Source organism: Paenibacillus sp. PvP094, from assembly GCF_040546835.1.
GTDB classification, from domain to species: Bacteria; Bacillota; Bacilli; order Paenibacillales; family Paenibacillaceae; genus Paenibacillus; species Paenibacillus illinoisensis.
Genome location: NZ_JBEPOM010000001.1, coordinates 4,465,115 through 4,491,529 on the forward strand (window position 1 = coordinate 4,465,115; position 26,415 = coordinate 4,491,529).

The following is a 26,415-nucleotide window of genomic DNA, read 5'->3' on the forward strand; positions in this document are numbered from 1 at the left end:
CATGGGGAGGACATAATGAGTAAACAACAGATTGGTGTTATTGGACTTGCAGTAATGGGCAAAAACTTGGCCCTGAATATCGAAAGTAAGGGATTTTCCGTATCGGTGTTCAACCGTTCGCCGGAGAAAACGAATGATCTTCTGAAAGAAGCTGAGGGAAAAAACCTGACTGGTGCGTTCTCCATTGAAGAGTTCGTGGCATCCCTGGAATCCCCGCGCAAAATTCTGATCATGGTTCAAGCCGGTAAAGCGACTGACGCGACGATTGAACAATTGCTGCCTCATCTGGATGAGGGCGATATCATTATTGATGGAGGTAACGCCTACTTCCCTGACACGCAACGTCGCAGCAAAGAGCTGGAAGAGAAAGGATTCCGTTTCATTGGCGCTGGTGTATCCGGCGGCGAAGAAGGCGCACTGAAAGGCCCAGCAATCATGCCAGGTGGTCAAGAAAGTGCATACGAACTGGTTGAACCGATTCTGACAGCGATCTCTGCCAAAGTTGGCGATGATGCCTGCAGCACATACATCGGACCAGACGGTGCCGGACACTACGTCAAAATGGTGCACAACGGTATTGAATACGGAGATATGCAGTTGATTGGGGAAGCATACCACCTGCTCAAATCCGTTCTGAATGTTTCCGTTGAGGAACTGCACGAAATCTTCACAGAGTGGAATCAAGGCGAACTGGACAGCTATCTGATTGAGATTACGGCGGATATCTTCTCCAAATACGATCCGGAAACCGGCAAACCGATGGTTGACGTTATTCTGGATGCGGCCGGACAAAAAGGTACAGGCAAATGGACAAGCCAAAGCGCGCTGGATCTCGGCGTACCATTGTCCATGATTACAGAATCCGTATTCTCCCGTTTCCTGTCCGCGATGAAGGACGAGCGTGTAGCTGCGAGCAAAATCCTGAATGGACCGAAAGCCGAAGCGTTCTCCGGCGATAAAAAAGCGTTCATTGAAAGTGTACGCAAAGCATTGTTCGCAAGTAAAATCGTATCTTATGCACAAGGCTTTGCCCAAATGCGTGCGGCTTCCGACGAGTATGGCTGGGATCTGAAATACGGTAACATCGCGATGATCTTCCGCGGCGGCTGCATTATCCGTTCACAGTTCCTGCAAAACATCAAAGAAGCTTATGACAAAGATGCAGAACTCAAAAACCTGCTTCTGGATCCATACTTCCAAAATATCGTTGAATCCTACCAGGATGCTTGGCGTGAAGTTGTAGCAGCTGCTGTAAAACAAGGTATTCCGGTACCTGGCTTCTCCAGCGCGCTTTCCTACTACGACAGCTACCGTACAGAGCGTTTGCCTGCAAACCTGCTGCAAGCGCAACGTGACTACTTCGGTGCTCACACCTTCAAACGTGTGGACAAAGAAGGTTCATTCCACTTCCAATGGATGGATACAAACGAGTAAGATCTGTTGATTCAATGTACTGAACAGAACAAGCAAGCATGCTTGCATCGTTTAGAAGTGTGATATTCTAGACGAATGCAGGCATGTTTTTTTATTTTAACTAGGTACCATACTACTCAATATTATCAATTGCGAGTGGTTGGAATTTAAGCATCCCCAAATTGTAATAAAATGTACGTATCTATGCTGGTGAAGGTGATGCCTCGACCCTGCAAACTGCGTTATACTGGTTCAGACAGACTACTAGTTATCGTTTGTTTGGTGTAAATTCAGCAATCAACTTACTGACGTGGAGGTTAACCGGAGCATGTTCGTATTGGCAGGCATTTTGTTTTTGGTGGTATACGGTTTATTGGTGTTTTACATAGGTTGGAGCGGCTGGAGCTGGATGAAGCCTGTCGTGTCAGCCAGATTTCGATGGTTCTATATTGTGGCCCTTGTATTTCTTGCAGTTTCATTCATTCTGGCCCGGCTGTTTGGAAGTATATCCTTCTTAAGTGTGATTGGTTCTTACTGGCTTGCAATTTTTTCGTTGCTGCTGCTGATCTTGCCCGTTATTCATTTAACATTGTGGTTGCTCCGATTAACGCGGATTCCCAGACATCACACGCAGAAGTGGGCGGGTGTAGTTACTTTGGTGTTACTTCTCTCTACGATGGCATACGGGATCTACAATGCGTATAGTCCAGTCGTCAGAGAGTACAGCATTCAGATTGATAAAAAGGTGGAAGGAATCGACAGTCTCAACATTGTTATGGCTGCCGACATGCATTTTGGACTTCTATCAGGACCGGCACATGCCAAGCGCATGGTGGAGGAAATTAACGCTTTGAAGCCTGATTTGGTCCTCTATCCCGGTGATATTATCGATGACAATCTGGACATGTACCTGGGTAGTGGCATCGCAGATATTATCAGTGGTATCCAGGCGCCTTACGGAGTCTACGCTTCATTGGGCAATCATGACAAGTTCGACGGTCCGATTGAAGATCTGATTGCTGCACTGGAGAAGAGCAATATGCAGGTTCTCTACGATGATAAGATCATATTGGACGACAAAATCACTTTGATTGGACGGAAAGACAGAACGGAAGACGATCGTGCTGAAGTGGCAACGTTGATACAGGATACCGATCTCAGCAAGCCGGTGCTGATGATGGATCATCAGCCGTATGATCTGGATATTGCGGAGCAGAATCATGTAGATCTGGTTGTGTACGGTCACACCCACCGTGGCCAGATTGCACCAGCTCAATTCATCACGCAGGCGATCTACGAGAACGATTGGGGTTACTTACAAAAAGGTTCGATGCATTCCATTGTGACCTCGGGTTATGGCTTTTGGGGACCGCCAATCCGCACGAGCAGTCGCTCTGAAATTGTTCAGATTCATGTGACATTCCAACAATAATAGTAAAAGGCCCTTCAAAGGAAGGGTCTTTTTTTATGGAAGTGTCTTTGCTTTAAGCAAACCAAAAGCATCTAACCTGTGTTTATATAAATAGAGCTTATATATTTCGGAAACTAGGATATTAACATACATACTTCTAAGAAAGAGATGATCAGTTGAACACAAAAAGACATTCCCGAATAAGAAATCGATTAGTGCCCGTCATGGGTCTGATGTTGGTTATATTGGCTGGCTATCTCTACTGGATTAGAGACCAGTCCCAGATTCCTGAAGTTGCTTTTGAGACGATTGAACTTGCTCAGGCACCACCTGAGGTCATGGAGGTAATTGAAGACGAAGCGGGCAAAGCCAGAAAATTTGAAGTGTTAGCTGCTGAGCATGAGGGGTGGATTTACGTCTATTATGGCATTGATGAAATTGAATATTCAACTGTAGATGTGAAGTTAACGGAGTTAAAGAAACAGTACCTCGCAGAAATAATTGTATTAAATGCAGTAAGCGAAGAATGGATTAACAGTTATAAGCTTGTGCGATTTCAACCGTTAAGTGACAAGCCTTTGCTTTCTAAAGTAACAGATGATACCCGAATGAATTAGAATAACTAGTATTTATTAATAAGGTTTCACACCACTGTACGATGGCAATACTCTATAGGGGTAAACAAGTAAATAGCTGATAGAAAGTAAATTGCTAAGATTAAAGCCCTAATAAAAAGGATTTTTCTATGTAATTAGCCGATGTAAATAAGACAGTGGTAGCATTTTTGGTTGACACCGTTTTCAGGTTGTGATAAATTATACCCGAGGCTTGTTACCGGTAATGCGGGCAAAACCACTATGGAAATGATTTTATTATTTCTATTTTGGTTTTGCCCTTTTTTAATCCTCAAAAAAAACGGGTGGTCCAAAATGATTATTAAACAGATATTTAATAACAATATTGTCAGTACCGTGGATGACAAAAATCAGGAACTGCTGATCCTCGGCCGGGGTATCGGGTTTAAGTTCAAAGTCGGTGATGAGATTGATGAGGAACGGATAGAGAAAGTATTCCGTCTTCAGGATGCATCGATCTATGAGAAATTTAAGTCCATCGTCACAGAAGTGCCGATTGAAATTCTGCAGGCAACGGATGATATCGTAACGCTGGCGCGTACGCAACTGAATAAAACCATCAGTGACGGGATCTATGTCTCGTTGTCGGATCACATTCATTTTGCTGTCCAGCGAATGGTAAAGGGCATGATTACAAGGAATCCGCTTTCCTGGGAAGTGCAGCACTTTTACAAGGCGGAGTACGATGTCGCCCGAGAAGCGCTCACGCTGCTCAAGGAAAGACTGGATATTGATTTTCCCAAAGATGAGATTTGCAATATTGCACTGCATTTCATTAATGCGGAAGTCAATGATTCCATGAATGATGTGACTCATCTCATGCAGCTGCTTCAGGAAATCATGAACATTATCAAATATCACTTCAATGTCGAGTTGGATGAAGATAGCGTTAACTATTTCCGTTTCATCACACATTTGAAGTACTTCTGCCAGAGAGTCATCACGCATTCAACTCATGATGATGCAGAGGAGTATTTATACGAGGTGGTTCGGAAAAACTATCCGGAAACCTTCAAATGTATCGGCAAGATCGAAACGTTTATCCATAAGAATTATCAATACGACATGACACACTCGGAACAGTTATATCTCACGCTCCATCTGGAGCGGTTAATGAAAACCAAGCGAGAAAATTAGATGTTAACTGAATATCCCATGGGCTTGTTACTGTTCAATCAGGCAATACCCGAATGAAATGACGCGCACATGACGTGTCATATTCGTTCGGGTATTTTTTATTGGAAAATATGAGGAGGAAAACATCATGAACCATCAGGAAACGGCACAGGAAATTATCAAAGCCGTTGGGGGCACAAATAATATCAACTCGGTGTACCACTGTATTACCCGTCTTCGCTTTGAATTGAAAGACAATGACAAAGTGGATAACGGTACACTCAAGAAGCTGGACAAGGTCATGGGGACCAACATTTCCGGCGACCAGTTCCAGGTTATCATTGGTAATGATGTACCAAAAGTGTTTGATGCGATGGTCAAAGAACATCCAGCTCTGCAGCAGAGCCCGGAAAAGAAAGAGACCAAGTCGGATAACAAAAAAAATGTAATTCTTAAAATATTTGAAACGATTGCAGGCGTATTTGCACCCATGCTGCCAGCGATCACCGCTGCAGGTATGCTCAAAGGTTTGCTTGCCCTGTTTGTATCTCTCGGCTGGATGTCAGCAGGTACGGACACCTATCGTATTCTCTCAGCCATCGGTGATGGTGTATTCCATTACCTGCCACTGCTGATTGCAGTCAGCGCTGCCCGCAAGTTCGGCAGTAATCCGTTTGTTGCGATTGCATTAGGTACGGCGTTGATGTATCCGGATATGAGCACACTGCTCTCCAGCGGCGAATCCGTTGCTTTTATCGGCATCCCGGTAACGGCAGTAAGCTATGCATCATCGGTTATCCCGATCTTGCTGGCCGTATGGCTCATGTCCTATGTTGAGAAGTGGGTTGACCGCGTAATTCCGGCCGCTTTGAAGCTGCTGCTTGTTCCGTTGATTACTTTGCTTGTTATGGTTCCGGTTACGCTGATCGCGATCGGTCCATTGGGTACATTCGTAGGTAATGGATTGTCCGGCGGTATTAACTGGCTGCTGAATGAAGGCGGATTGGTTGCAGGTATCGTGCTTGGCGGTGCAATGGCGCTGATTATTATGACAGGAATGCACTATGCACTTGTTCCGATTATCCTGAGTAACATTGCTACACTGGGCTTTGATAAATTCTTGCCGCTGACGTATATCTCCAATATGGGTCAAGCCGGTGCAACTCTCGGCGTATTTTTCCGGGCAAAAGACAAAAAGCTCAAAACCGTTGCATTATCGACCAGCTTTACAGCCCTCATGGGTGTAACTGAACCGGCAATGTACGGGGTAAACATGAAATACAAAAAACCATTTGCTGCAGCCATGATCGGTAGTGCTGTAGGTGGCGGATTCGCACTGGCCTTTGGAGCCAAAGCTTATGTACTTGCGGGTAACGGCGGACTTCCTGGACTGCCTTCCCTGATTGGACAAACGTTCTGGTATTCCCTGATTGGTATGATTCTTGCTTTCGTGGTAGGTGCGATTATGTCCACGGTATTTGGAATTAAGGAAGAAGAAGGAGACGCAGAAGCGCTCGCTCAATTCTCACCTGGTGCTTCTTCTACGCCAGCAGCAGCGCCTTCCAATGAGGCAGCAGCAGTGAACGTGGATGATATGGGTGCACCAACACCAACAAGTGATGCGATAGCTGTAGCTCCGATGACAGGAAAAGCAATTCCGCTGAAAGAAGTCAATGATCCAACGTTTGGCGATGAATTAATGGGTAAAGGTATTGCATTTGTTCCAAGCGTAGGCGAGCTCGTATCTCCAGTGACAGGAACAGTTATGAATGTGTTCAAAACGAAACATGCGATCGTTGTACGCAGTGATAACGGCATGGAACTCCTGATCCACGTGGGAATCAATACAGTCAAACTGCGCGGACAATATTTTGAATCCCATGTTGCTGCCGGAACTCGCGTACAGGCTGGAGACAAGCTGCTTTCCTTCGAACTCGATCAAATTGCAAAAGAATATGACATTACAACGGCCATGGTTGTTACGAACACAGCTGATTACAAAGACATTCAGCCAGTAAATTTGGGTGAGATCACGATGGGTCAAGAGGTATTGAAAGCCCAAATTTAATCTTAATCAACGAGAAGAGGAGAGATACGCATGATTAATCGACAAGGATTTCCGGAAGGCTTTCTGTGGGGCGGCGCCATTGCCGCCAATCAGGCTGAAGGTGGATTCGATGCAGGTGGCAAAGGCTGGTCCACGGCGGACATGGTTCCTTATTTTGAAAAAAAAGACTACACCAATCTAAGAGAGCTCATGCATGTGACGACTGCAACCGTTGAGAAAGCGATGTCCCACCATAGTGCGGAGGGTTATCCGAAACGCTACGGCATTGATTTTTATCACCGCTTCAAAGAGGATATTGCGCTATTCGCTGAGCTTGGTTTCAAGACATTTCGTCTATCAATCAACTGGCCGCGTATTTTCCCGAACGGTTATGATGCGGAACCTAATGAAGAAGGACTGCGCTTCTATGACGAAGTATTCGATGAACTGCGCAAGCACAACATTGAACCACTCGTAACACTTTCTCATTATGAAATGCCAATGGCACTGGTACTGAAGTATAACGGCTGGGCTGGCCGGGAAGTGATTGGCCATTTCTTGAGATACGCCGAAACGGTGATGACCCGTTATAAGGACAAAGTGAAATATTGGCTGACGTTTAATGAAATCAACACAACCATCATCGAGCCGTTTACAGGTGGAGGCATTATCGAAGACCGTGTGGATAACGTGATGCAGGCTTCGTATCAGGCACTTCATCACCAATTTGTTGCCAGCAGTCTGGTTACGGAAAAAGCACGTCAAATTAATCCGGAGTTTCGGATTGGCTGCATGCTCGCTCGCATGATTCACTATCCGGCCACTTCGAAGCCAGAAGATGTGCTGCAGGCACAGATTGATAATCAGCTGAATCTGCTTCATACTGATGTACAGGTTCGAGGAAGCTATCCAACCTTCATGGCTCGATACTGGGCTGAGCATGGAATCTCCATTGTCATGGAACCAGGCGATGAGGAGCTGTTGAAAAAGCACACAGTCGATTTCATCTCATTCAGTTATTACACTTCTCTGGTATCTGCCGTAAATCCTGAGGAATATGGAGTGACCGGTGGCAATCTGTACAGCACGATCAAGAACCCGAATCTGGAGCGTACAGAATGGGGCTGGCAGCTTGACCCAATCGGTCTTCGCGTAGTGCTCAAGGAGCTGTATGATCGTTATCAATTACCATTATTCGTCGTGGAGAACGGACTAGGTGCCAAGGATACATTTGAGGCTGATGGTTCCATTAACGATGATTACCGGATTGACTACCTGAGAAAACATATTACGCAAATGAAGGAAGCCGTTATGGATGGTGTGGACCTCATGGGTTACACAAACTGGGGAGCGATCGACATCATCAGTGCATCCACCTCCGAAATGTCCAAGCGTTATGGCGTAATCTATGTCGATCAAGACGATAACGGACACGGTACATTGAACCGTTATAAGAAAAAAAGCTTTGGCTGGTATCAAAAAGTCATTGCTTCCAACGGTGAAGATTTGGCTTAATTCATAATGGCAGCCCCAGGCGCAGCAGATGAGCGGCGCAGGGGGCGGCTTTTTTTTACCCATAGAGGAGATGGTAAAAAGAATAGCTTCATGACACCCGGGGTGATATACTGTGTTCGTACGGGGGAGGGATAACATGAAGAAACCAATTATTGCTGTAGACATGGATGATACGATCTGTCATCTGGTCCGGCGAGCCATTTACCACAACAACATCAACTTCCCGACCCATCCGCTGCGTTATGAGGATATGACTCATTGGGATACGTCTCACTTGCGTCATCCGGAGAGTACTCATGATGTTTTTTATGGTCGGCCGGGACTATTCGAGGAATTGGAGCTGTATGACGAGTACGTTGTGGATGAAATGCAGAAGCTGAATGAAGCTTATGATGTTATTATTGTAACGGCAGCAGACCCGAAGACCGTGGTGGAAAAGTGGAACTGGCTTCAGCGCCATATGCCCTTTATCACGCCGGAGCAGTTTATCACATGCAAACGGAAAAATTTGATTAACTTTGACTTGTTAATTGATGACGGAGCACATAATTTGATTCCTGCCTGGAAAGAGGGAAAAAAAGTCATTTGCATTCCGCATCCATGGAATGGGAGTGAACGGGAACAATATCCGTTTCCCTTGATGTCCAGTTGGAAAGGTGCCAAAGCGTACATAGATGATTTGTTTGAGACTGCAAGTGGCTAGTCAAAGTACCAAAAGGAAGGTCCAGGACTTCAGGTTCTGGACTTTTTGCGGTATGTCAGCGGAGTTTCCCCTGTAATTCGTTTGAAAACGGCGTAGAATGTATCTACATCACGGTAGCCGACAAGCTCAGCGATGAGGCTAACTTTATGCTGTGAATTCTTTAGGAGTTCACGGCTTTTTTGTATGCGCAGGTGCTGGAGGTAAGAGCTGAACGTCTGGCCCGTATAGCTCAAGAACATGCGGCCAATTTGCTTTTCGCTCCAACCTGAACGGTGAGATAAATCACTCATGCGAATGCGCATGCCCAGATGCTGATTCAGATATTGAAGGATGTATTCAAAATCGGAAGATGGCCTTTGTTCACCGTGCCTTTTCTGATGAAGCTGTCTGTAGGTCGTTACGATAAGCTGGCAAACGAGGGTGTACAGCATGGTGGAAGATCCGATTCCCGCAACCGAAGTTTCGTGGTAGAGCTTCACCATCAATTCTTCAATTTGTCGATTCTGATCACCAATGGATATATAAGAGACCTCATTGTTGGCCAAATCGTTCAGGTGGCTTCGAATGTCCTCTTCCTGAATGGTGAGGGACAGTTTATGTATCAGCTCGGTATGGAACAGACAGTTATATATGATGAGCGGATGCTCTGAGACATTGGCGGATGATGGACGAAATACATGGGGAACACCGACCGGGATGACAAAGAGCATGCCTTTTTGAACCTGGACAATGTCCTGATCAATGTGATGGAAACCTGCTCCTTCCGCAACATAACTGTATTCCAAGAAATCATGGGCATGGAAAGGGAGGTTGAAGTCCTCGGTACATCTATTAACAAAGAGCTGCAGTTCGGAGTTGAAGAAGAGTTCACTTTTTAACAGGTGTACTGATGAGTTCATGGCTTCACCTCCTTATGGTTATGGCCGAATTACCGGGTTAAATAGTCCTCATTACCGGGTATTTCCTTGAGCGGGATCAGTATAATTATAGCGTAAGCCTGTGTTGGAAACCACGATGGAAAGGAATGTTTATCCTATGTTGACCATCAATCATCTTCGTTGCGAGTATAAAGTAAATCCGATTGGACTGGATGTAAAATCACCCCGATTAAGCTGGCAATTGCAGTCGGACCAGCGAAACTGTGTTCAATCCGCCTATCAAATTCAATTGTCTCTAACGGATGGCCATGAACAGACTGAATGGGATTCCGGGAAAGTAATCTCCGATCAGTCCATTCATGTGGAACTGGCTGGTTGGGAGCCTCAGGCACGAACCCGGTATTATTATCGCATTCGTGTCTGGGACACTGCTGAAGAGCAATCTGCCTGGTCAGCAGCAGCGTTCTTCGAGATGGGACTGATGGACAGCAAGAATGCTTGGCAGGCTGATTGGATTACGTCAAGACCCGAAGATGAGCATGATACGGCCTGTCCTCGCCTACGTACGACTTTCGAACTGAAACAAGAGGTAACTCGTGCAAGAATATATGTAACAGCTCTTGGACTCTATGAATTGCACCTGAATAACAAGAGAGTGGGTCAGGATTATTTTACGCCTGGATGGACCAGTTATGGTAAGCGGTTGCAATACCAGGTGTATGATGTCACTGATCTTCTTCAAGCAGGTGGGAATATTCTGGGTGCATACCTTGGTGACGGTTGGTATAAAGGTCATTTGGGATGGAATAAAGAAAAGAGGATATTCGGAGATCAAGCAGCTTTACTGCTGGAACTCCATATTCACTACGCGGATGGAACGGTAGAAACCCTTCTGTCTAATGGAGACTGGAAGACGGCGAGCAGTGCCATCTGTATGTCGGATATCTACATGGGGGAGACATACGATGCGCGCTTGGAGACAGATTGGACAGATAACACTTCAAACCGTTGGTCAACTGTAGAAGTACTGGAATATACCAAGGATATTATCGTTGCTCAGGAGAATGTACCTGTTACCCAGGTGCAGGAGCTCGAACCTATCGCCTTGATCACAACACCACAGGGAGACCGCGTGCTGGACATGGGGCAAAATATGGTGGGATGGGTGAAATTCAACATCGAGGGTAAACAAGGGCATACCGTTGAGTTAAGACACGCTGAAATTTTGGATCATGAGGGTAATTTTTATACCGAGAATCTGCGCGGGGCAGCGCAGTCTATTCGATATACCTTAAAAGGTGAGGGGGTTGAGTCGTATGAACCCCATTTCACATTTCAGGGATTCCGTTATGTTAAGCTCATTGGATTCGCGGAATCCATAAATCTAGATGACTTTAAGGGAGTGGTGCTGCACTCTGATATGGAGCGAACAAGTGATTTTCAATGCTCCAGCCTGCTTGTTAACCAGCTTCATCACAACATACTTTGGGGACAAAAGGGGAATTTTCTTGACGTACCGACAGACTGTCCACAACGGGATGAACGTCTTGGTTGGACCGGCGACGCCCAGATGTTTATTCGGACAGCTTCATATCTAATGAACACGGGTCCCTTCTTCACGAAATGGCTGCGGGATCTTCAGGCAGATCAGGGCGAGGACGGCGGTATTCCCTTTTTCGTTCCGGATCTAAGAAGTTCAACTTCAGAGGGCTGGGGAGATACCAGTCATTCCTCGGCTGCTTGGGGCGATGCAGCGGTCATCTGTCCCTGGACCATTTACGAGATGTATGGGGATGTCAGACTGCTTGCCGAGCAATATGATAGCATGAAACGTTGGGTTCATTATATTTATGAGCAAGGTAACGATCCATACTTATGGAACACGGGATTTCACTTTGGGGACTGGCTTGGACTCGATTCCAAGCCGGACAGCTACATTGGTGCCACGGACAAGGACTTTGTGGCAACTGCGTTTTATGCCTATTCGGTCTCACTTGTGAGAAAGGCAGCCGCAGTTCTTGGGCAGGGCGAAGATGAAGCATACTATGCAAATTTGCATGAACATATTGTAACGGCCTTCCGTGAGGAATTTGTTACGCCTTCGGGGAAATTGGCGGTTCCTACACAAACAGCCCATGTTCTTGCCCTGCATTTTGAATTACTGGATTCCAAGGCAAGACAGCGGGCTATCGACCAACTGGGAAAACTGGTTACAGATGCAGGGAATCATCTGACAACCGGTTTTGTTGGAACGCCATACCTGAATCCGGTACTCAGCGAAACGGGGCATCATGATCTGGCTTACACGCTGCTCTTTCAGGAAGACTACCCGTCCTGGCTGTATCAGGTAACGAAAGGGGCGACGACCGTCTGGGAACATTGGGACGGAATAAAAGAAGATGGAAGCCTATGGAGTGCAGATATGAATTCATTCAACCATTATGCGTACGGTGCCATTGGAGAGTGGCTATACCGTAATGTTGCAGGCATTCGTTCCGGTGAGCAATCTCCGGGCTTCCATGTTGTGCATATTGAGCCGCAGCCTGGTCCGGGTCTGGATTGGGTGGAAGCAAGTCTTGATACAATGTATGGACGTGTGGGTTCAAACTGGTATCGCCGGGAACACAATGAGATGGAAGTGCACGTAACCATTCCCGCAAATGCAACTGGTACCGTTGTTTTGCCGGGTGCAAGCCTTCAGACAGTTATGGAGGGTGGCCTTCCTTTGCACCAGGTGCCTCATCTTCAGGGTGTTCAAACGAGAGAATCTCACGTGAAGATTGATTTGGGATCGGGAAGTTACCATTTCACATACAAGTGTGTGGAGGAATCGGAGCACGTAATCATAAAGTAATATAGATAGAGGAATATAAGAATTGTGAAAAAAGGAGCTGCATTAACGCAGGTCCTTCTTCATTTTTATTTAATGTAATTGTAGAATCAGGGAAAGGAGAGTGTACTTCGTATGACAAAAGAACAAGTCAGACTCGTTAGACCATCGATTGCGTATAAAGAAGCTTACATGGAATTTTATCAGGATTGGCTCCAAAGTGGAGAATTGATGGTACCTTGGGTTATTGCAAAAGATCCAAGTGATTTTGAAGGAATGATAGCCTCTCTTCATCGAAGTGAACAAGGAATTGACATTCCGGAAGGGTGGGTCAAGGATAGTACATACTGGCTTGTAACAGAGACCGGCAAGATGGTTGGTGCCGTAAATATCAGGCATGAGCTTACGGACAAACTTTTCAACAGTGGTGGACATATCGGATATGGAATTCGTCCAGATGAGCGTCAGAACCATTATGGTTCACAGATCCTTGAACTGAGCCTGGTTAAGGCTCGGGAGCTTGGAATTACCAAAGTGCTGGTTGTGTGCGACGCCCACAATATCGCTTCCAAAAAAGTCATTCTTCGTAATGGGGGAGTGCAGGATCAACATTATGTTGAGCCAGATGGTAACGTAGTGGAGCGATTCTGGATTGATAATGTCGAATAATGTTGAATATGGGTGTGAATTGACGAAAATAATATGGATATCGATTGTATAACCCTCTCAGGCTGATTACTATGAAGTGTAGAATCTGGATTGCGGCCGGAAACTATCATCCCATATCAGTCATAAGTGAGGTTTTATCATGAATCAACCGGTTAATCGGCCCCGGCGAATTGAATATCTGGATCTGTTTCGGGCTATTGCCATCATGGCGGTGGTTGCCATCCATGCAACATCCACAGCAGTTACACATTACTCAACTCATTCGCAAGGCCATGATTTTTATTTTTTCTGGAACAGTATACTGCAATTTGCGGTGCCTGCGTTTCTGTTTTTGTCCTCCCTTGTCTTGTTCTACAATTATAGTGCCAGGGTGAAGGAAACAGGGTGGGTGTTCGGATTTTATAAAAAGCGTCTGCTCTATGTGTTTGTGCCTTATGTGATGTGGTCATTCATTTACTTTGCGGTCAAACAGCTGCTGGCACGTCATAATCCAATGTCTCATTTTACTTTTTTTCTTAAACAATTGCTCACAGGAACAGCCCATACGCACTTATACTTTTTTCTTATTATTCTTCAGTTTTATGCGGTATTTCCGTTACTGTTATCACTAACCCGGTTTCGTTTATTTAAGCGTTATCTGCCCTTATTCTTCGTTGCAGCTCAGGCTGTCTTTTATGCGCTGCATCTTCAGTTTCACTTCGAACGAATGGGAAGTCTACTGCCGAGTTACCTGATCGTTATTGGGTTTGGCGCATGGATTGGCCTGAACTTTAACGTTTCTCTGGGGAAACTGCCTTCATACCGCTATGTCTTAATTTTGGCCTTTTTAAGCGGAGCTTTTATATTTATCTATGGCAGTGTCTACATAAAAACATCCTTAACTGCAATTCCAATCATGATGTATATCTTGCTGTTTTTGTTCCGGAATTTGTTTACACTTTCTGCATGTTTGTTATTGTTGATGGGATGTGAAAGAATGGCGGCAAAAAAGCGGGATCGAGCACATCGGATTCATCGTCTTTTCGACTCACTGGGTACAGTGGCCTTCGGAGTTTTCTTGATGCACCCATTAGTATTGTTATTCTGGAGACGGGAGTTCTCGGTGGAACTGGCCCGGCATTTTAGTCTTGGCATACTACTGTCATACGTCCTTGCCCTGCTGCTCTCTTGGTTGATAGCGATTGGATTACGGCGAATGAAATGGGGCTGGGCACTGATTGGGCGATAATTTTGAATATTATTTTTAAAAATATGAATGAGATTCTAAGGCTCCTGATGAAAAAGGGGGAACTTGAATCTCTTTTTTATTTGCTTTTAAAGAGGTATTATGGATGAATGTCCAGAAAATTCAAATCATTTATATCCAAATGAGGAGTGATGGGATGAAGTTTGTCATCATTTTTGGTCCACAAGCGGTCGGGAAGATGACTGTCGGCCAGGAACTGGAGAAGATCACGGATCTGAAGTTGTTTCATAATCACATGACCATTGAACTGGTAGCTCCCTATTTCAGTTATGGTACACCTCAAGGTAAACGACTGGTGAGTCTGTTTCGCCAGGAAATTTTTGAAGAAGTGGCGAAGAGCAATCTTCCCGGCTTGATCTTTACATACGTGTGGGCGTTTGATTCTAAAGAGGATGCAGAATATATCCGTAAAATCAGTGAGCTGTTCACTGCTCATGGCGGACAGGTGTGTTATGTCGAATTGGAGGCAGATATGCCGGAGCGATTGAAGCGTAACCGGAGTCCTCACCGGCTGCTGCATAAGGCAACGAAGCGAAACGTAGAATGGTCCGAACAGGATTTGCTAGATAGCATGAACAAGCACCAACTGAATTCAGTCCCTGGAGAATTTACACATGAGCACTACATTCGAATCAATAACACACATAAAAGTCCTGAAGAGGTGGCAGAAGCCATCAAGAAAAGATTTGATCTATAATCAGTTAATTACCCAGAAATTTAGAAGGATAGAAAGGACGTGGTCATGTTGACCAACAACATATTTAAAGACATCATAGCGTCGGAGGACGTTCTTCGAGAGATCTGCGGTACACCGGGAGAATTGGTGAAGAATAAATCGATTGCCTATCTGGATGAGCATTGTCAGCAATTCATTGCCCGTTCTGGCCTGCTCTTTATGTCAACCAGTGATCGATCAGGCTCTTGTGATGTATCTCCCCGTGGTGACGGAGAAGGATTCGTACATGTCGTAGATCAGCATCATTTGGTCATTCCGGAACGGCCGGGCAACCGACGTTTTGACTCGCTGCTAAACATTTTGTCCAATCCGCACATTGGATTGATTTTTGTTATTCCTGGACTTGAAGAGACACTGCGTATCAATGGCAGAGCGATGATTATTCGGGATATGGACATGATGACGCAAATGCAGGCGCAGGGCAAAACACCCAAACTAGGTATCGCTGTAACGGTAGAAGAGTGCTATATGCATTGTGGCAAAGCCTTTAAACGTTCGCACACATGGGAACCTGAGAACTGGCTCGTTAAGGAGGAATTACCCAAACCAGCACGTATTATCGCTGCGCATGCTAGCAAATTAGGTGTTACGGAGGACGATGTCGACCGTTCTATGCAAGAATCGTATGAGAAACGATTGTATTAATATTTACAAATTCTAAGGAGTTGAATCATTTTGTTTGTATTAGTCTTGATGATTGCAGGAGCCATTGTTAGTCTTTTGGTGCCGTACGGCACTGTCATCGTCATTGGCATTATACTTGGTCTTGTGGTGGATAATTATCGAAATACGTTGTATCTTCGTGAGGACATTCGTGCGATTAAAAATCATTTGGGGCTGATGAACAATAAGGAATCAAAAGAGTACGAATTCGATAAAGAGTTCAAGCAAGTGGATCAACTTAGTTCCGATGAGATGAGTGTGATTAACAAGAGGATTGAAGCTGAACTGGAGAAGGAAAATAGAAATAAGAAAAACTAGGCGTGCAAGTCTGTTACGTCATGCAATTTAATGCAAAAAAAGAGATAGTTCTCCTCGGGTCGGTAATACATGCCGCTTTCTCTCATTAACCATGAATGGTATGGAATACTGGCTATCTCAGACCGAAAATTAGATGAGTTTTGCTCTTCATTTTTGGGTGTATTCTTCTAATTCCAGAGGAATTAATGCAAATGCTTCAAGAACATACGGGAGAGACTGAATAAAATAAAACAGATGGAACCAAATTAAATTTATTGTTGCACATTGTAGAAAATTGTAATACCATGAACGCACATATCGTAGATATTGAAGTTGAAAAGGGCAGGACCTATGACCTCGTTGAAGGTATGGCTTGTCTTTTTCTGTATATTGGGGTGGATAAAGTGAAAATCGAGAAGGTGCTGAACAATAATGCTGTAGTTGCCATTCAGGATGGGCGCGAAGTCATCGTCATTGGCCGAGGAATAGCTTTTCAGAAGCGGGCAGGTGATCGGGTCTCCGAGGAGCATATTGACAAGATCTTTACTTTGCAAAACGAAGATATCCAGGAAAATTTCAAAACATTAATCGCCAGCATACCGCTGGAATACATGAAAGTTTCCGAAGAGATCATCGCGTATGCCAAACTGAAATTGGGCAAAAAATTGAATGACAGCATCTATCTCCATCTTACAGATCATATCCATTTCGCCATTGAGCGATATCGCAACAACCTGCCTATACGAAATGGACTACTGTGGGAAACGAAACAGTTGTACAAGGATGAGTACGAAGTGGGACTCGAGGCCCTCAACATGATTTGTGATCAATTTGGTGTCCTGTTACCGGAAGATGAAGCCGGATTTATGGCATTGCATTTTGTAAATGCAGCACTTAACGAAGAAATGCCGAACATTCGAAGCATGACGCAGGTGATGCAAGAGGTGCTGACGATCATCAAGTACCATTTCAAAATGGATTTTGACGAGAACTCGCTGAACTATTACCGATTTGTGACACATCTGAAATTTTTCGCCCAGCGTTTGGTGAAAGGTAAGCACTATAAAAATAACAATGATGATGAATTGTTTGAACTGATCCAGAAGAAGTATCCCGAAGCGCACAAGTGCTCCGAAAAAATCAAAAAATTCATTGAAAATAACTACACGTATCAACTTACTAACGAGGAAATGATGTATCTGTCGATTCATATTGAACGCGTGGTGCACGCCACTTCAGAGTAGATCGATATAACCAAAATATTCCATTAAAAAAGCGCTTGCAAAAGATCAGAAGTTATACTATTATGAATCCATAAAGTAAGCGCATACAAAATCGGATTGTAACTGTTCAATCAGGCAATGCCGATCACTCCAGGTCAGTAGACTGGTTGCAACTTACTTTAAGATGAAGTTGTTGAAGTAACAACCGAATATCGCTGTGTACAGCCTTACAGGGTTGCAACCATTAAGGGCAAAACCTGAATTGCTGAATAACACGACTTGTTTCCGGATCATCCGGCACGTTGTGTATGTTCAGTAGTTCAGGTTTTCTTTGTTTCACAAGCATGGGGAGTCTACTTAGAGAGGGAGAATAACTATGAATTACGATCAACTGGCCAAAGACATCCTATCCCGTGTAGGTGGTTCTGGAAACGTGAACAGCGTTTTCCACTGTGTAACCAGATTACGTTTTAAACTGAAAAATGAAAGCGTTGCTAAAACAGAAGAGATTAAAAATCTGCCTGGCGTTATTACGGTTATGCAGAGTGGAGGCCAATATCAGGTAGTCATCGGCAATGAAGTGCCGGATGTATATAAAGCGATTGTGAAGGTGGGCAACTTGCCGACAGAAGGTCAGGTTGAAGAGACGAAGGACGAATCGGGGAAAAAAGTAGGGCTGTTCAGCCGATTTATCGATATGATCTCGGGAGTTTTCACTCCACTTCTCGGCTTGCTTGCTGCAACAGGGATGATCAAAGGGTTTACAGCCATGTTTCTATCCTTCGGCTGGTTGACGGACACATCCGGAACGTACCATTTGCTGAATGCAACAGGTGACTGTCTGTTCTACTTCTTCCCGGTATTCCTAGGTTATACGGCTATCAAGAAATTTGGCGGCTCACCGTTTCTGGGTATGGCCATCGGGGCTACACTGGTTTATCCTACGCTGTCCGGTTTGACTGCGGGAGATCCATTGTACACACTATTCGCGGGTACGTTGTTTGAATCACCGATTCATATTACATTCCTTGGTATTCCTGTGATCCTGATGAACTATTCATCGTCGGTTATTCCAATTATTATTGCTACATTCTTTGCCGTGAAAATCGAAAGATTCTTCAAAAATGTTATTCCTAAAGTGGTTAGCACATTCCTTGTTCCATTCTTTACGCTGCTTGTTATCGTTCCGGCAACGTTCCTTGTAATTGGTCCAGTATCCACTTGGGCTGGACAGTTGATCGGTGCAGGAGCAACCGGAATCTATGATCTGAGCCCACTTCTTACAGGACTTATCATTGGCGGCCTGTGGCAGGTGTTCGTACTGTTCGGTCTTCACTGGGGTCTAGTTCCAGTCATGCTTCTGAACCTCAGTACGTCCGGAGCGGATCCGGTGGTTGCCATGTCGTTCGCTGCTTCCTTTGCTCAGATTGGTGCGGTACTTGCCGTAATGTTGAGAACTAAAAATGCCAAACTGAAATCTTTGAGTATTCCTGCCTTCATCTCAGGCATCTTCGGTGTAACCGAGCCGGCAATCTATGGTGTGACCCTTCCACTGAAAAAACCGTTTATCATGAGCTGTATTGCAGGTGGTATTGGCGGCGCCATACTGGGATTCTTCGGTTCGAAAATGTACATGTTTGGTGGACTTGGCGTATTCGGTTATCCGACCTTCATTAACCCGGCCACAGGTGTTGATTCAACATTCTATATGGCACTTGTTGCAACAGCTGTTGCGTTCATACTTGGTTTCGTTCTCACGTATGTCATTGGTTTCAAGGAAGCTGCTGCACCAGTATCAGCTCCGGCAGCTTCACCAGCACCTGCACTCGATCCCAATCCGAACAGCAAATACGAAATCTTCAGCCCAATGGCTGGCGAAGTTATTCAATTGAAGGAAATTAACGACATTACGTTTGCTGGTGAGCATATGGGTAAAGGCATTGCGATTCGACCAACAAGTGGCCGAGTGGTATCTCCAATCACAGGTGTTGTACAAACGGTTTACCGCACAAAGCATGCCATTGGACTTGTGACGGATGATGGTTTAGAGATGCTGATCCACATTGGACAAGATACGGTACAACTGAAAGGTCAACATTTCAATGCTCATGTGAAAGATGGTGACCGTGTCAACGTTGGAGATTTGATTATGGAGTTTGATCTGCAGGCCATCAAGGATGCCGGTTATGAGACGGTTACTCCCATTATTATTACGAATACTTCAAATTACCTGGATGTTGTGGGCACAGAGAATGCATCGGTGAACGAAAAAGACAAATTGCTGACGGTGCTTGGTTAAATCAAGTTACGATGAAGAGGAGGAGTGCTTTATGTTTGAAAAGCCAACTTCCTTCCCGGAGAATTTTCTCTGGGGAGGAGCAACAGCAGCGAATCAGCTGGAAGGTGCCTATTTGGAAGGGGGGAAAGGATTGACTACGGTCGATCTGATCCCTACCGGGTCTAGGCGTTTCCCCATTGCGATGGGTAACCTGGACTCGTTCGAACCCAAGGAAGGCGAGTTCTACCCTTCTCATGAAGCTATTGATTTCTATCATCGGTACAAGGAAGACATTGCTTTATTCGCCGAGATGGGGTTCAAATGTTTCAGACTTTCGATCGCCTGGTCCCGAATCTTCCCGAACGGGGATGACGCCGAGCCAAATGAGGCAGGTCTGCAATTCTATGATGATGTCTTCGATGAATTGTTGAAATACAATATCGAACCAGTCGTTACCATTTGTCATTTTGATGTACCTGTACATCTCGTGCAAACATATGGCGGCTGGAAGAACCGCAAGATGATAGTTTTTTTTGAAACCTATGCGAAGACGTTATTCCATCGATATAAGGACAAAGTGAAATACTGGATGACGTTTAACGAAATCAACATGCTTCTGCATCTTCCGTATATTGGTGCAGGTATCGTCCTGCAAGAGGGAGAGGACAAGCAGCAGGTCCTGTATCAGGCGGCGCATCATGAACTGGTAGCCAGTGCACTTGCCGTCAAGGCGTGTCACGAGATGGTTCCCGGTGCACAGATCGGATGTATGCTGGCTGCAGGTACGGTGTATCCCTACACTTCCAATCCGGAGGACGTATGGAAGGCGATGGAGCAGGATCGCGAGTCTTTTTTCTTCATTGATGTTCAGTCCAAAGGGGCATACCCGGGCTACACGAAGCGTTTCTTCAGAGAAAACGGGATTCATATTGAGATGCATCCAGAAGATACCGAACTTCTTATGCAGAATACGGTGGACTATATCGGCTTCAGCTATTATGCCAGCCGCTGCACAAGCACAGATCCGGAGATTTTGAAAGATTCAACGGAGGGCAATGTATTTGGTTCCGTGAAAAACCCTTATCTTGATGCATCGGAATGGGGATGGACCATTGACCCGAAAGGTCTGCGAATTACCTGCAATCAGCTGCACGACCGCTACGGCAAGCCATTATTCATAGTGGAAAATGGTCTTGGTGCTACGGATGTATTGCTGGATAATGATACGGTGGAGGATGATTACCGCATTGACTATCTGAACCGTCATTTTGCCGAGATGGCAGAAGCCATTCAGGACGGAGTCGAGATCATTGGATATACGAGCTGGGGCCCGATTGATTTGGTCAGTGCAGGTACAGGAGAAATGAAGAAACGTTATGGTTACATCTATGTAGACCGAAATAATGACGGTACGGGTTCGCTTAGAAGAGTGAGAAAGAAAAGCTTCCACTGGTACAAAGACATCATTGCTACTCATGGGGCACAATACTTCTAAGTGCTGTCCAGTAAGTGAAATTCAGAAAAAGGGAGGAGCAGTCCTGTGTTACACACGGTTCTGCTCCTCTTTTGTTCAAATGAACAGAACTTTGGAAAATTCACTTTTTTATGTTTATCTAAGAGAAGAACCAATTAAGGGACTTGCAGACTCCGATGAGCGTTTAGCCTGCCATACTGCCAATAGACACCGGACCCGGATACGGGATCGGAGGCAAAGCACAACGCATCGCGGATCTGGGCATTGGTTTTGCCTTGGGCTGCAAGCAAGGCAGCCGCACCTGCAACCTGCGGTGCAGCCATCGATGTACCGCTCATATAAGCATACGAGCTGCCGAGATATGTCGACAGTATGCTGTCACCCGGAGCAGCCATATCAACCCATGCACCATAGTTGGAGAAATTGGATTTCAGATCGGAAGGATTGGTGGAAGCGACGGCAATCACATTGGGGTAGGAAGCGGGCACGATTGGATACGAAGTATTGTCATTGCCGGCAGCAGCAATAATGACTGCCCCGCGGTCCCAGGCATACTGTACCGCAGCTTGCAAGAAGGCATCACCTACAGGTCCGCCCAGGCTCAAATTAACGACTTGTATACCGTTATTGGCAGCATAGACCAGCCCGTTGCCGACATTGCCCATGGTTCCCATCCCGCTATCATCCAGCACACGAATGGGTACGATGGACGCCAGCGGAGCAACGCCAGCGATGCCAGCTCCATTATTCGTGACGGAAGCCGCAATTCCGGCCACATGTGTGCCGTGTCCGTTCCCGTCCTCGGGGATGGCGTCATAGCTGACATAGTCATAACCTGGAAGGAGCTTGCTGGCAAGCTCGGGGTGGTTTAGCTGTACTCCGGTATCAATAATGGCAATTTTGATAGAGCTGTTGCTTTGGCTAATATCCCAAGCCGCAGGTGCGTTAATCTTTTGCAGGTTATTCTGATAAGGGAAGTAGGGGTCATTCGGGGTATAGGATGCCTGAGCGAGGTAATTGGGTTCTACATGTTCAATGAGTTCATGATCCTTATAATTCTTTAGCATGCGATGCATGATTCTGTTTGATTCCACCCGATACCAGCCGAGATCCTCATACGTTTCGGCAACTTTGCATCTTCCTTTTTTATGCAGAGTGTGCATTTGATCTGCCGTGGTGCCTTCCCTAAATTTGATCAAGAGTTGCTTGGGAGCATGGGGATGAAACTTTCGCGTTTCAAGGATGTCTTCTACGTAACGATATACAAATCCCAGCATGAGCAGAAATGCAGCAGAGATACCAAGCCATAGCCACATCGCTTTTTCCCCCTTGTGAGTTTGATTTGGTAACACGTCTTATCGTATGCAGAGAGTCTCTCACATCGCGCGGGCTTTCTATCATTTTGGATAGGAGTACAGCTAGATTGATAGAAGAAATTAAATTAGGTAAGATGATGAAAGAGAGCGAGCTCGCTAAAAATGCGGGTTCGGGGGAGCTGCTATAAGCCAGGCTCTAATCAACAGGATAGGAATGAAAATATGGTGACACAGCTTCAGACAGTGCCCAAGGTAATGAAGGTTCAGCTCCATCAGATTGAGCAAGCTGTTGATTTTGCCATGCGTGTCCGCAGAGAAGTATTTCCAATGATGAATCATGAACAGATACCTGCGGATCTGATGCAATTTAGAGAACATTATATGGAGACAGCGGGTGCAGTCTTTCTTGTAGCCGTAACGGAAGAAGCAAGCATTGTAGGCTCCATCGGCATTGTGCCATATGATGGACGGATTCAGGTGATCGAAGGTCGGTACCCGGAACAATCCGCAGCTGAAATTGTAAAATGTTATGTCGATCCTGCCTATCGCAGATACGGTATTGGTTCACTTTTAGTGAAAGAGCTGGAGCGTGTGGTAAGAGAAATGCCGTACACCACGCTATACCTACACACCCACCGTTTTTTGCCTGGGGCTGTGGATTTCTGGCAGCGTCAAGGATTTACAATCGTGACCGAAGAGCATAATGAGTGGCAAATTGTGCATATGGAGAAGCCTGCTGAGAAGTGATACGTAATGTATACATGTTTTGAATGAATGAATGAATGGATGGTTACAACATGGCATGAGACATAATGGGGGCAGATGCAGATGAACACACGGACACAGAAAATAGTCTTTATCGATATTGACGGAACACTTGTGGATGATGATGGGAACATACCTGTTTCAGCTCAGCAAGCTTGTAGGCAGGCACGTGCGAATGGACATCTGCTTTATTTGTGCACAGGGCGTTCGAAAGCGGAAATTTATGATTCCATCTGGGACGTCGGATTCGACGGTCTGATTGGTGCAGGTGGCGGATACGTGGAGTTTGGTGATGAAGTTCTCTATCATAAAAAGGTAACGGCTGAAGACGTTCGGCATATGGTCGATTTTTTCAATGAACATCAGATTGATTTTTATCTGGAATCCAATTCGGCCCTCTATGCAAGTAGCAATCTTCAAACCCATCTCGAACGTCGCATATACGGTGATGTGGAGAATGATCCGGCAGCCAGAGCGAAAAAGGAACAGAAGCCGCATCCCTTTATTACGGGTCTGACCTACGGTGAAGCCAACTTATATAAGGATGATGTCAATAAGGTTTGTTTTCTGGAAAGTGCTGTGGTTCCGTTCGAACGGATCAAGCAGGAATTTCAGGGCAAATTCGAGGTAATCCAATGTACCGTACCTATCTTTGGAGAGGGAAGCGGGGAGCTTATGATTCCTGGCATTCATAAAGCAATTGCGATTGCGGATCTGCTGGAACACTTGGGCATGTCTCGGGAAAACACACTGGCCATAGGAGACGGCATGAATGATGCCGAGATGCTGGAATTTTGCAATATAGGCATTGCCATGGGCAATGCGAAGCCCGGTCTGAAAGCCATCGCCGATGACATTACCGGAACCATTGAGGAAGACGGGTTGTATCACAGTTTTGTGAAGTATGGCTTGATCCAGTCCTAGTGTTCTTGCCAATTAAAATAGTAGGGCGATCAGGCAGCTCCTGTAATAGAGATGTCTGTTTGCAATGTTAAGACTCAGAGACAAGGGTCAGGATCCATAAGAGGAGAGCGCCGAAACCTCCCACGCACAGTCCGCATAGGAGCGTAAAAAGAAATACAAATTTTTTCCCGTTCATCAGATCCCTCCCGCTTGAGTTGTAACATAGAGTAAGATCATGGCGTGTGTTAGATTACATAATTCCTGTACAGTATCCGATATATATTAGGTACGCTCATTTACTAGAAACATAAAGGAGTGCAGAACATGGATATTGCAGCATTATCAATGGCCATGAGTCAAACGTCGCTGGCGCAGTCGGCGAGTTTGCAGGTGATGTCATTGTCGAAAAACATGGCAGAACAACAAGGTCAACAGCTTACGGAAATGTTAAAATCTGTTCCAGCCCCACATCCGAATCTGGGAAGCAGTCTGGATATTTCAGTTTAGACGTTTTCTAAGAAATGCATGTTCAAAAACAATTGCAGCAAGCGAACCCAAACGGTTTCAATTCATCGAATTGAAGCTGTTTGGGTTGTTTTTTCGATTAAGAATGATGGAGGATCATATTTCCAAAAAGCTGACGGGCCTTATCCCAATCCACACCGAGTTTACCTTGCCATCCAGCCCAAGGCATCTCCATGTCGGAGCGGCCTTTCGTATTGCTGAGCTGTAATTCGGCATTCAGCAGCTCTTCGATATTGGTCCAATGATCAGGACGAAGGGGGAGAATCTGGTTTGGCAGAACCCCTACTCGGGATAAAGATTTTAATATGCCTCGGCGGATGCCAGCCTGTCCTTTGATCAATTTCTCCGCAGTGAGCCGTTTCTCATATTTTCCCGGAGATTCATCGCTCTCTGCCTGATCCAAACTATGAAGCAGTTGATTGAAGGTGTGAATGTCCTCTTCACTCGGTGTAATGGATTCATGTTCAAGCAGGGAAACTAACTCTGTCAAATCTGCATATGTCCCTAAACTATTCGAGCTGTAATCATGTCCCAAGTGAACGGCATAGCGAATAAAGGACAAATTATCCCATGCGTCATTGCTGTTACGGCTTAAACCGCAGTATTTACAACAATGGAAATGCTTCGCTTCTTCATAAGCATGGTGCTGCATGTGAACCATCATATGATAGCTTCCAAGTGTAGTTATGCCTCGGGGATAACTTCCACCAACACCCGCCACAAATGCATTGGTGATCGTGGTCCAGGATAGATGTTCATTTTGCTGCAAATCAATTAATTGTTGAATGATCTCGTCATGAGCAATTAGCTCCAGATCATTAGGAATCCAGCCGTGCGTATGTAATACTTCTTGTTCGTCAGCAGTTAGTGTATCCGTTTGATACACCATCACTTGGCGCTCCCTGTCATACTTGCCATTGGTATGCAGATACAGCTTTTTAAGCACTTTAATGCATTTTTTGTCCATGAGCATCTCCTCAAAAGTTAGTTGCTTATTCTAAGACTTTCGCATAGGCTTCATTGCTTCCTTTCATTATAAATGAGATGATGGCTCTATTACAGATGAGAAGCGGTGAAGCATGCGAATTAATAAATACATAAGTGAAACGGGATTCTGCTCACGGCGAGAGACAGACCGCTTAATTGCAGCTGGGCGCATTACGATCAATGGTAAGGTATGTGTAAAAGGGGCAGAGGTTGTAGCAGAAGATATCGTCCTTATCGACGGCAAGGAAATCCCTCAGGTTGATCGTGAGCCTGTATACCTGGCTCTCAACAAACCAATAGGTATTGTCTGTACGGCAGCACACCAAGTCGAGGGCAATATTATACAGTATGTAAATTATCCATCACGCATCTTTGCCATTGGAAGGCTGGATAAAGCCTCGGAAGGTTTGATTTTGCTTACGAACGATGGAGAGATTGTCAACAAAATGATGCGCTCAGAGCACAATCATGAGAAAGAGTACGTGGTGACCGTGGATAAACCGATTACAGATGAATTCCTAAAAATGATGTCCCAAGGAGTCGAGATTCTGGACGTAATAACCAAGCCATGCAAAGTATATCGTCACCGTGAGAATGTTTTTCGGATTATTCTGACACAGGGGCTTAACCTGCAAATTCGCAGAATGTGCAAAGCCCTGGGGTACAGAGTGCTGAAACTGGAGCGCATCCGTATTATGAATATAACATTGGATCAGCTGGAACGAGGACGATGGAGGCATCTGGAGAAGCATGAGCTGAGTACGCTGCTTGCCAGACTGAATTAG

23 protein-coding genes are annotated in these 26,415 nt (G+C 45.3%); 20 read left to right on the forward strand and 3 right to left on the reverse strand.

Annotation, left to right across the window (positions count from 1 at the left end):
• Positions 1–15 precede the first annotated feature (15 nt).
• The 7 genes from gndA to ABIC22_RS20635 all read left to right on the forward strand — a co-directional run bounded on the left by gndA (position 16) and on the right by ABIC22_RS20635 (position 8,840).
• Positions 16–1,434, forward strand: coding sequence for an NADP-dependent phosphogluconate dehydrogenase (gene gndA / locus ABIC22_RS20605; protein ID WP_153979094.1), 1,419 nt, complete (start codon positions 16–18; stop codon positions 1,432–1,434).
• Positions 1,435–1,741: 307 nt separating this feature from the next.
• Complete coding sequence (locus tag ABIC22_RS20610) at positions 1,742–2,845, forward strand: metallophosphoesterase (protein WP_354483422.1); 1,104 nt, start codon at positions 1,742–1,744, stop codon at positions 2,843–2,845.
• A 155-nt stretch (positions 2,846–3,000) separates the two neighbouring features.
• Entirely contained in the window at positions 3,001–3,441 is a 441-nt protein-coding gene (locus ABIC22_RS20615; RefSeq protein WP_354483424.1) for a hypothetical protein, read from the forward strand.
• A gap of 312 nt (positions 3,442–3,753) precedes the next feature.
• Entirely contained in the window at positions 3,754–4,596 is an 843-nt protein-coding gene (licT, locus tag ABIC22_RS20620; protein ID WP_354483426.1) for a BglG family transcription antiterminator LicT, read from the forward strand.
• A 127-nt stretch (positions 4,597–4,723) separates the two neighbouring features.
• A complete protein-coding gene (locus ABIC22_RS20625) occupies positions 4,724–6,643 on the forward strand; it encodes a beta-glucoside-specific PTS transporter subunit IIABC (protein WP_354483428.1) in 1,920 nt (639 codons plus the stop codon).
• A 30-nt stretch (positions 6,644–6,673) separates the two neighbouring features.
• The gene (locus ABIC22_RS20630; RefSeq protein ID WP_354483430.1) at positions 6,674–8,137 is read left to right on the forward strand and encodes a glycoside hydrolase family 1 protein; all 1,464 of its coding nucleotides are present in this window, start codon (positions 6,674–6,676) and stop codon (positions 8,135–8,137) included.
• 136 nt (positions 8,138–8,273) lie between these two features.
• Positions 8,274–8,840: a 5' nucleotidase, NT5C type gene (locus ABIC22_RS20635; RefSeq protein WP_127536655.1), complete on the forward strand. Its 567-nt coding sequence runs from the start codon at positions 8,274–8,276 to the stop codon at positions 8,838–8,840.
• A gap of 29 nt (positions 8,841–8,869) precedes the next feature.
• On the opposite strand, the gene ABIC22_RS20640 is transcribed toward ABIC22_RS20635, so the two are convergent.
• Positions 8,870–9,739: a helix-turn-helix domain-containing protein gene (locus ABIC22_RS20640; protein WP_354483432.1), complete on the reverse strand. Its 870-nt coding sequence runs from the start codon at positions 9,737–9,739 to the stop codon at positions 8,870–8,872.
• Between the two features lie 136 nt (positions 9,740–9,875).
• On the opposite strand from ABIC22_RS20640, the gene ABIC22_RS20645 reads away from it, so the two are divergent.
• The 9 genes from ABIC22_RS20645 (at position 9,876) to ABIC22_RS20685 (ending at position 21,155) form a co-directional block, all read left to right on the forward strand.
• The gene (locus tag ABIC22_RS20645) at positions 9,876–12,572 is read left to right on the forward strand and encodes a family 78 glycoside hydrolase catalytic domain (RefSeq protein ID WP_354483434.1); all 2,697 of its coding nucleotides are present in this window, start codon (positions 9,876–9,878) and stop codon (positions 12,570–12,572) included.
• Positions 12,573–12,683: 111 nt separating this feature from the next.
• Complete coding sequence (locus ABIC22_RS20650; protein WP_354483436.1) at positions 12,684–13,217, forward strand: GNAT family N-acetyltransferase; 534 nt, start codon at positions 12,684–12,686, stop codon at positions 13,215–13,217.
• A gap of 139 nt (positions 13,218–13,356) precedes the next feature.
• Positions 13,357–14,445 (forward strand): acyltransferase, encoded by a 1,089-nt coding sequence (locus ABIC22_RS20655; RefSeq protein WP_354483438.1) that lies wholly within the window; start codon positions 13,357–13,359, stop codon positions 14,443–14,445.
• A gap of 154 nt (positions 14,446–14,599) precedes the next feature.
• Positions 14,600–15,160: a DEAD/DEAH box helicase family protein gene (locus ABIC22_RS20660; protein WP_127536660.1), complete on the forward strand. Its 561-nt coding sequence runs from the start codon at positions 14,600–14,602 to the stop codon at positions 15,158–15,160.
• 45 nt (positions 15,161–15,205) lie between these two features.
• Complete coding sequence (locus ABIC22_RS20665; RefSeq protein ID WP_354483440.1) at positions 15,206–15,844, forward strand: pyridoxamine 5'-phosphate oxidase family protein; 639 nt, start codon at positions 15,206–15,208, stop codon at positions 15,842–15,844.
• A 30-nt stretch (positions 15,845–15,874) separates the two neighbouring features.
• Entirely contained in the window at positions 15,875–16,180 is a 306-nt protein-coding gene (locus ABIC22_RS20670) for a hypothetical protein (protein WP_127536661.1), read from the forward strand.
• A 383-nt stretch (positions 16,181–16,563) separates the two neighbouring features.
• Complete coding sequence (licT, locus tag ABIC22_RS20675) at positions 16,564–17,403, forward strand: BglG family transcription antiterminator LicT (RefSeq protein ID WP_127537188.1); 840 nt, start codon at positions 16,564–16,566, stop codon at positions 17,401–17,403.
• Positions 17,404–17,758: 355 nt separating this feature from the next.
• The gene (locus tag ABIC22_RS20680) at positions 17,759–19,681 is read left to right on the forward strand and encodes a beta-glucoside-specific PTS transporter subunit IIABC (protein ID WP_354483442.1); all 1,923 of its coding nucleotides are present in this window, start codon (positions 17,759–17,761) and stop codon (positions 19,679–19,681) included.
• 31 nt (positions 19,682–19,712) lie between these two features.
• Positions 19,713–21,155, forward strand: coding sequence for a 6-phospho-beta-glucosidase (locus tag ABIC22_RS20685; protein ID WP_354483444.1), 1,443 nt, complete (start codon positions 19,713–19,715; stop codon positions 21,153–21,155).
• 134 nt (positions 21,156–21,289) lie between these two features.
• Here the strand turns inward: ABIC22_RS20685 and ABIC22_RS20690 are convergent, their stop codons facing one another.
• On the reverse strand, positions 21,290–22,450 hold the full coding sequence (locus tag ABIC22_RS20690; RefSeq protein ID WP_354483446.1) for a S8 family peptidase: 1,161 nt from the start codon (positions 22,448–22,450) through the stop codon (positions 21,290–21,292).
• Between the two features lie 222 nt (positions 22,451–22,672).
• Here ABIC22_RS20690 and ABIC22_RS20695 point away from each other — a divergent pair, with 222 nt between their 5' ends.
• The 3 genes from ABIC22_RS20695 (at position 22,673) to ABIC22_RS20705 (ending at position 24,625) form a co-directional block, all read left to right on the forward strand.
• Positions 22,673–23,197 carry a GNAT family N-acetyltransferase gene (locus ABIC22_RS20695; RefSeq protein ID WP_354483448.1) on the forward strand — a complete coding sequence of 175 codons (525 nt, stop codon included), beginning with the start codon at positions 22,673–22,675 and terminating at the stop codon, positions 23,195–23,197.
• Positions 23,198–23,278: 81 nt separating this feature from the next.
• Positions 23,279–24,139 carry a Cof-type HAD-IIB family hydrolase gene (locus ABIC22_RS20700; protein WP_354483450.1) on the forward strand — a complete coding sequence of 287 codons (861 nt, stop codon included), beginning with the start codon at positions 23,279–23,281 and terminating at the stop codon, positions 24,137–24,139.
• Between the two features lie 303 nt (positions 24,140–24,442).
• The gene (locus ABIC22_RS20705; RefSeq protein WP_095357337.1) at positions 24,443–24,625 is read left to right on the forward strand and encodes a YjfB family protein; all 183 of its coding nucleotides are present in this window, start codon (positions 24,443–24,445) and stop codon (positions 24,623–24,625) included.
• Between the two features lie 97 nt (positions 24,626–24,722).
• Here the strand turns inward: ABIC22_RS20705 and ABIC22_RS20710 are convergent, their stop codons facing one another.
• Entirely contained in the window at positions 24,723–25,610 is an 888-nt protein-coding gene (locus ABIC22_RS20710; RefSeq protein ID WP_127536667.1) for a hypothetical protein, read from the reverse strand.
• A 112-nt stretch (positions 25,611–25,722) separates the two neighbouring features.
• Here ABIC22_RS20710 and ABIC22_RS20715 point away from each other — a divergent pair, with 112 nt between their 5' ends.
• The gene (locus tag ABIC22_RS20715) at positions 25,723–26,415 is read left to right on the forward strand and encodes a pseudouridine synthase (protein ID WP_354483452.1); all 693 of its coding nucleotides are present in this window, start codon (positions 25,723–25,725) and stop codon (positions 26,413–26,415) included.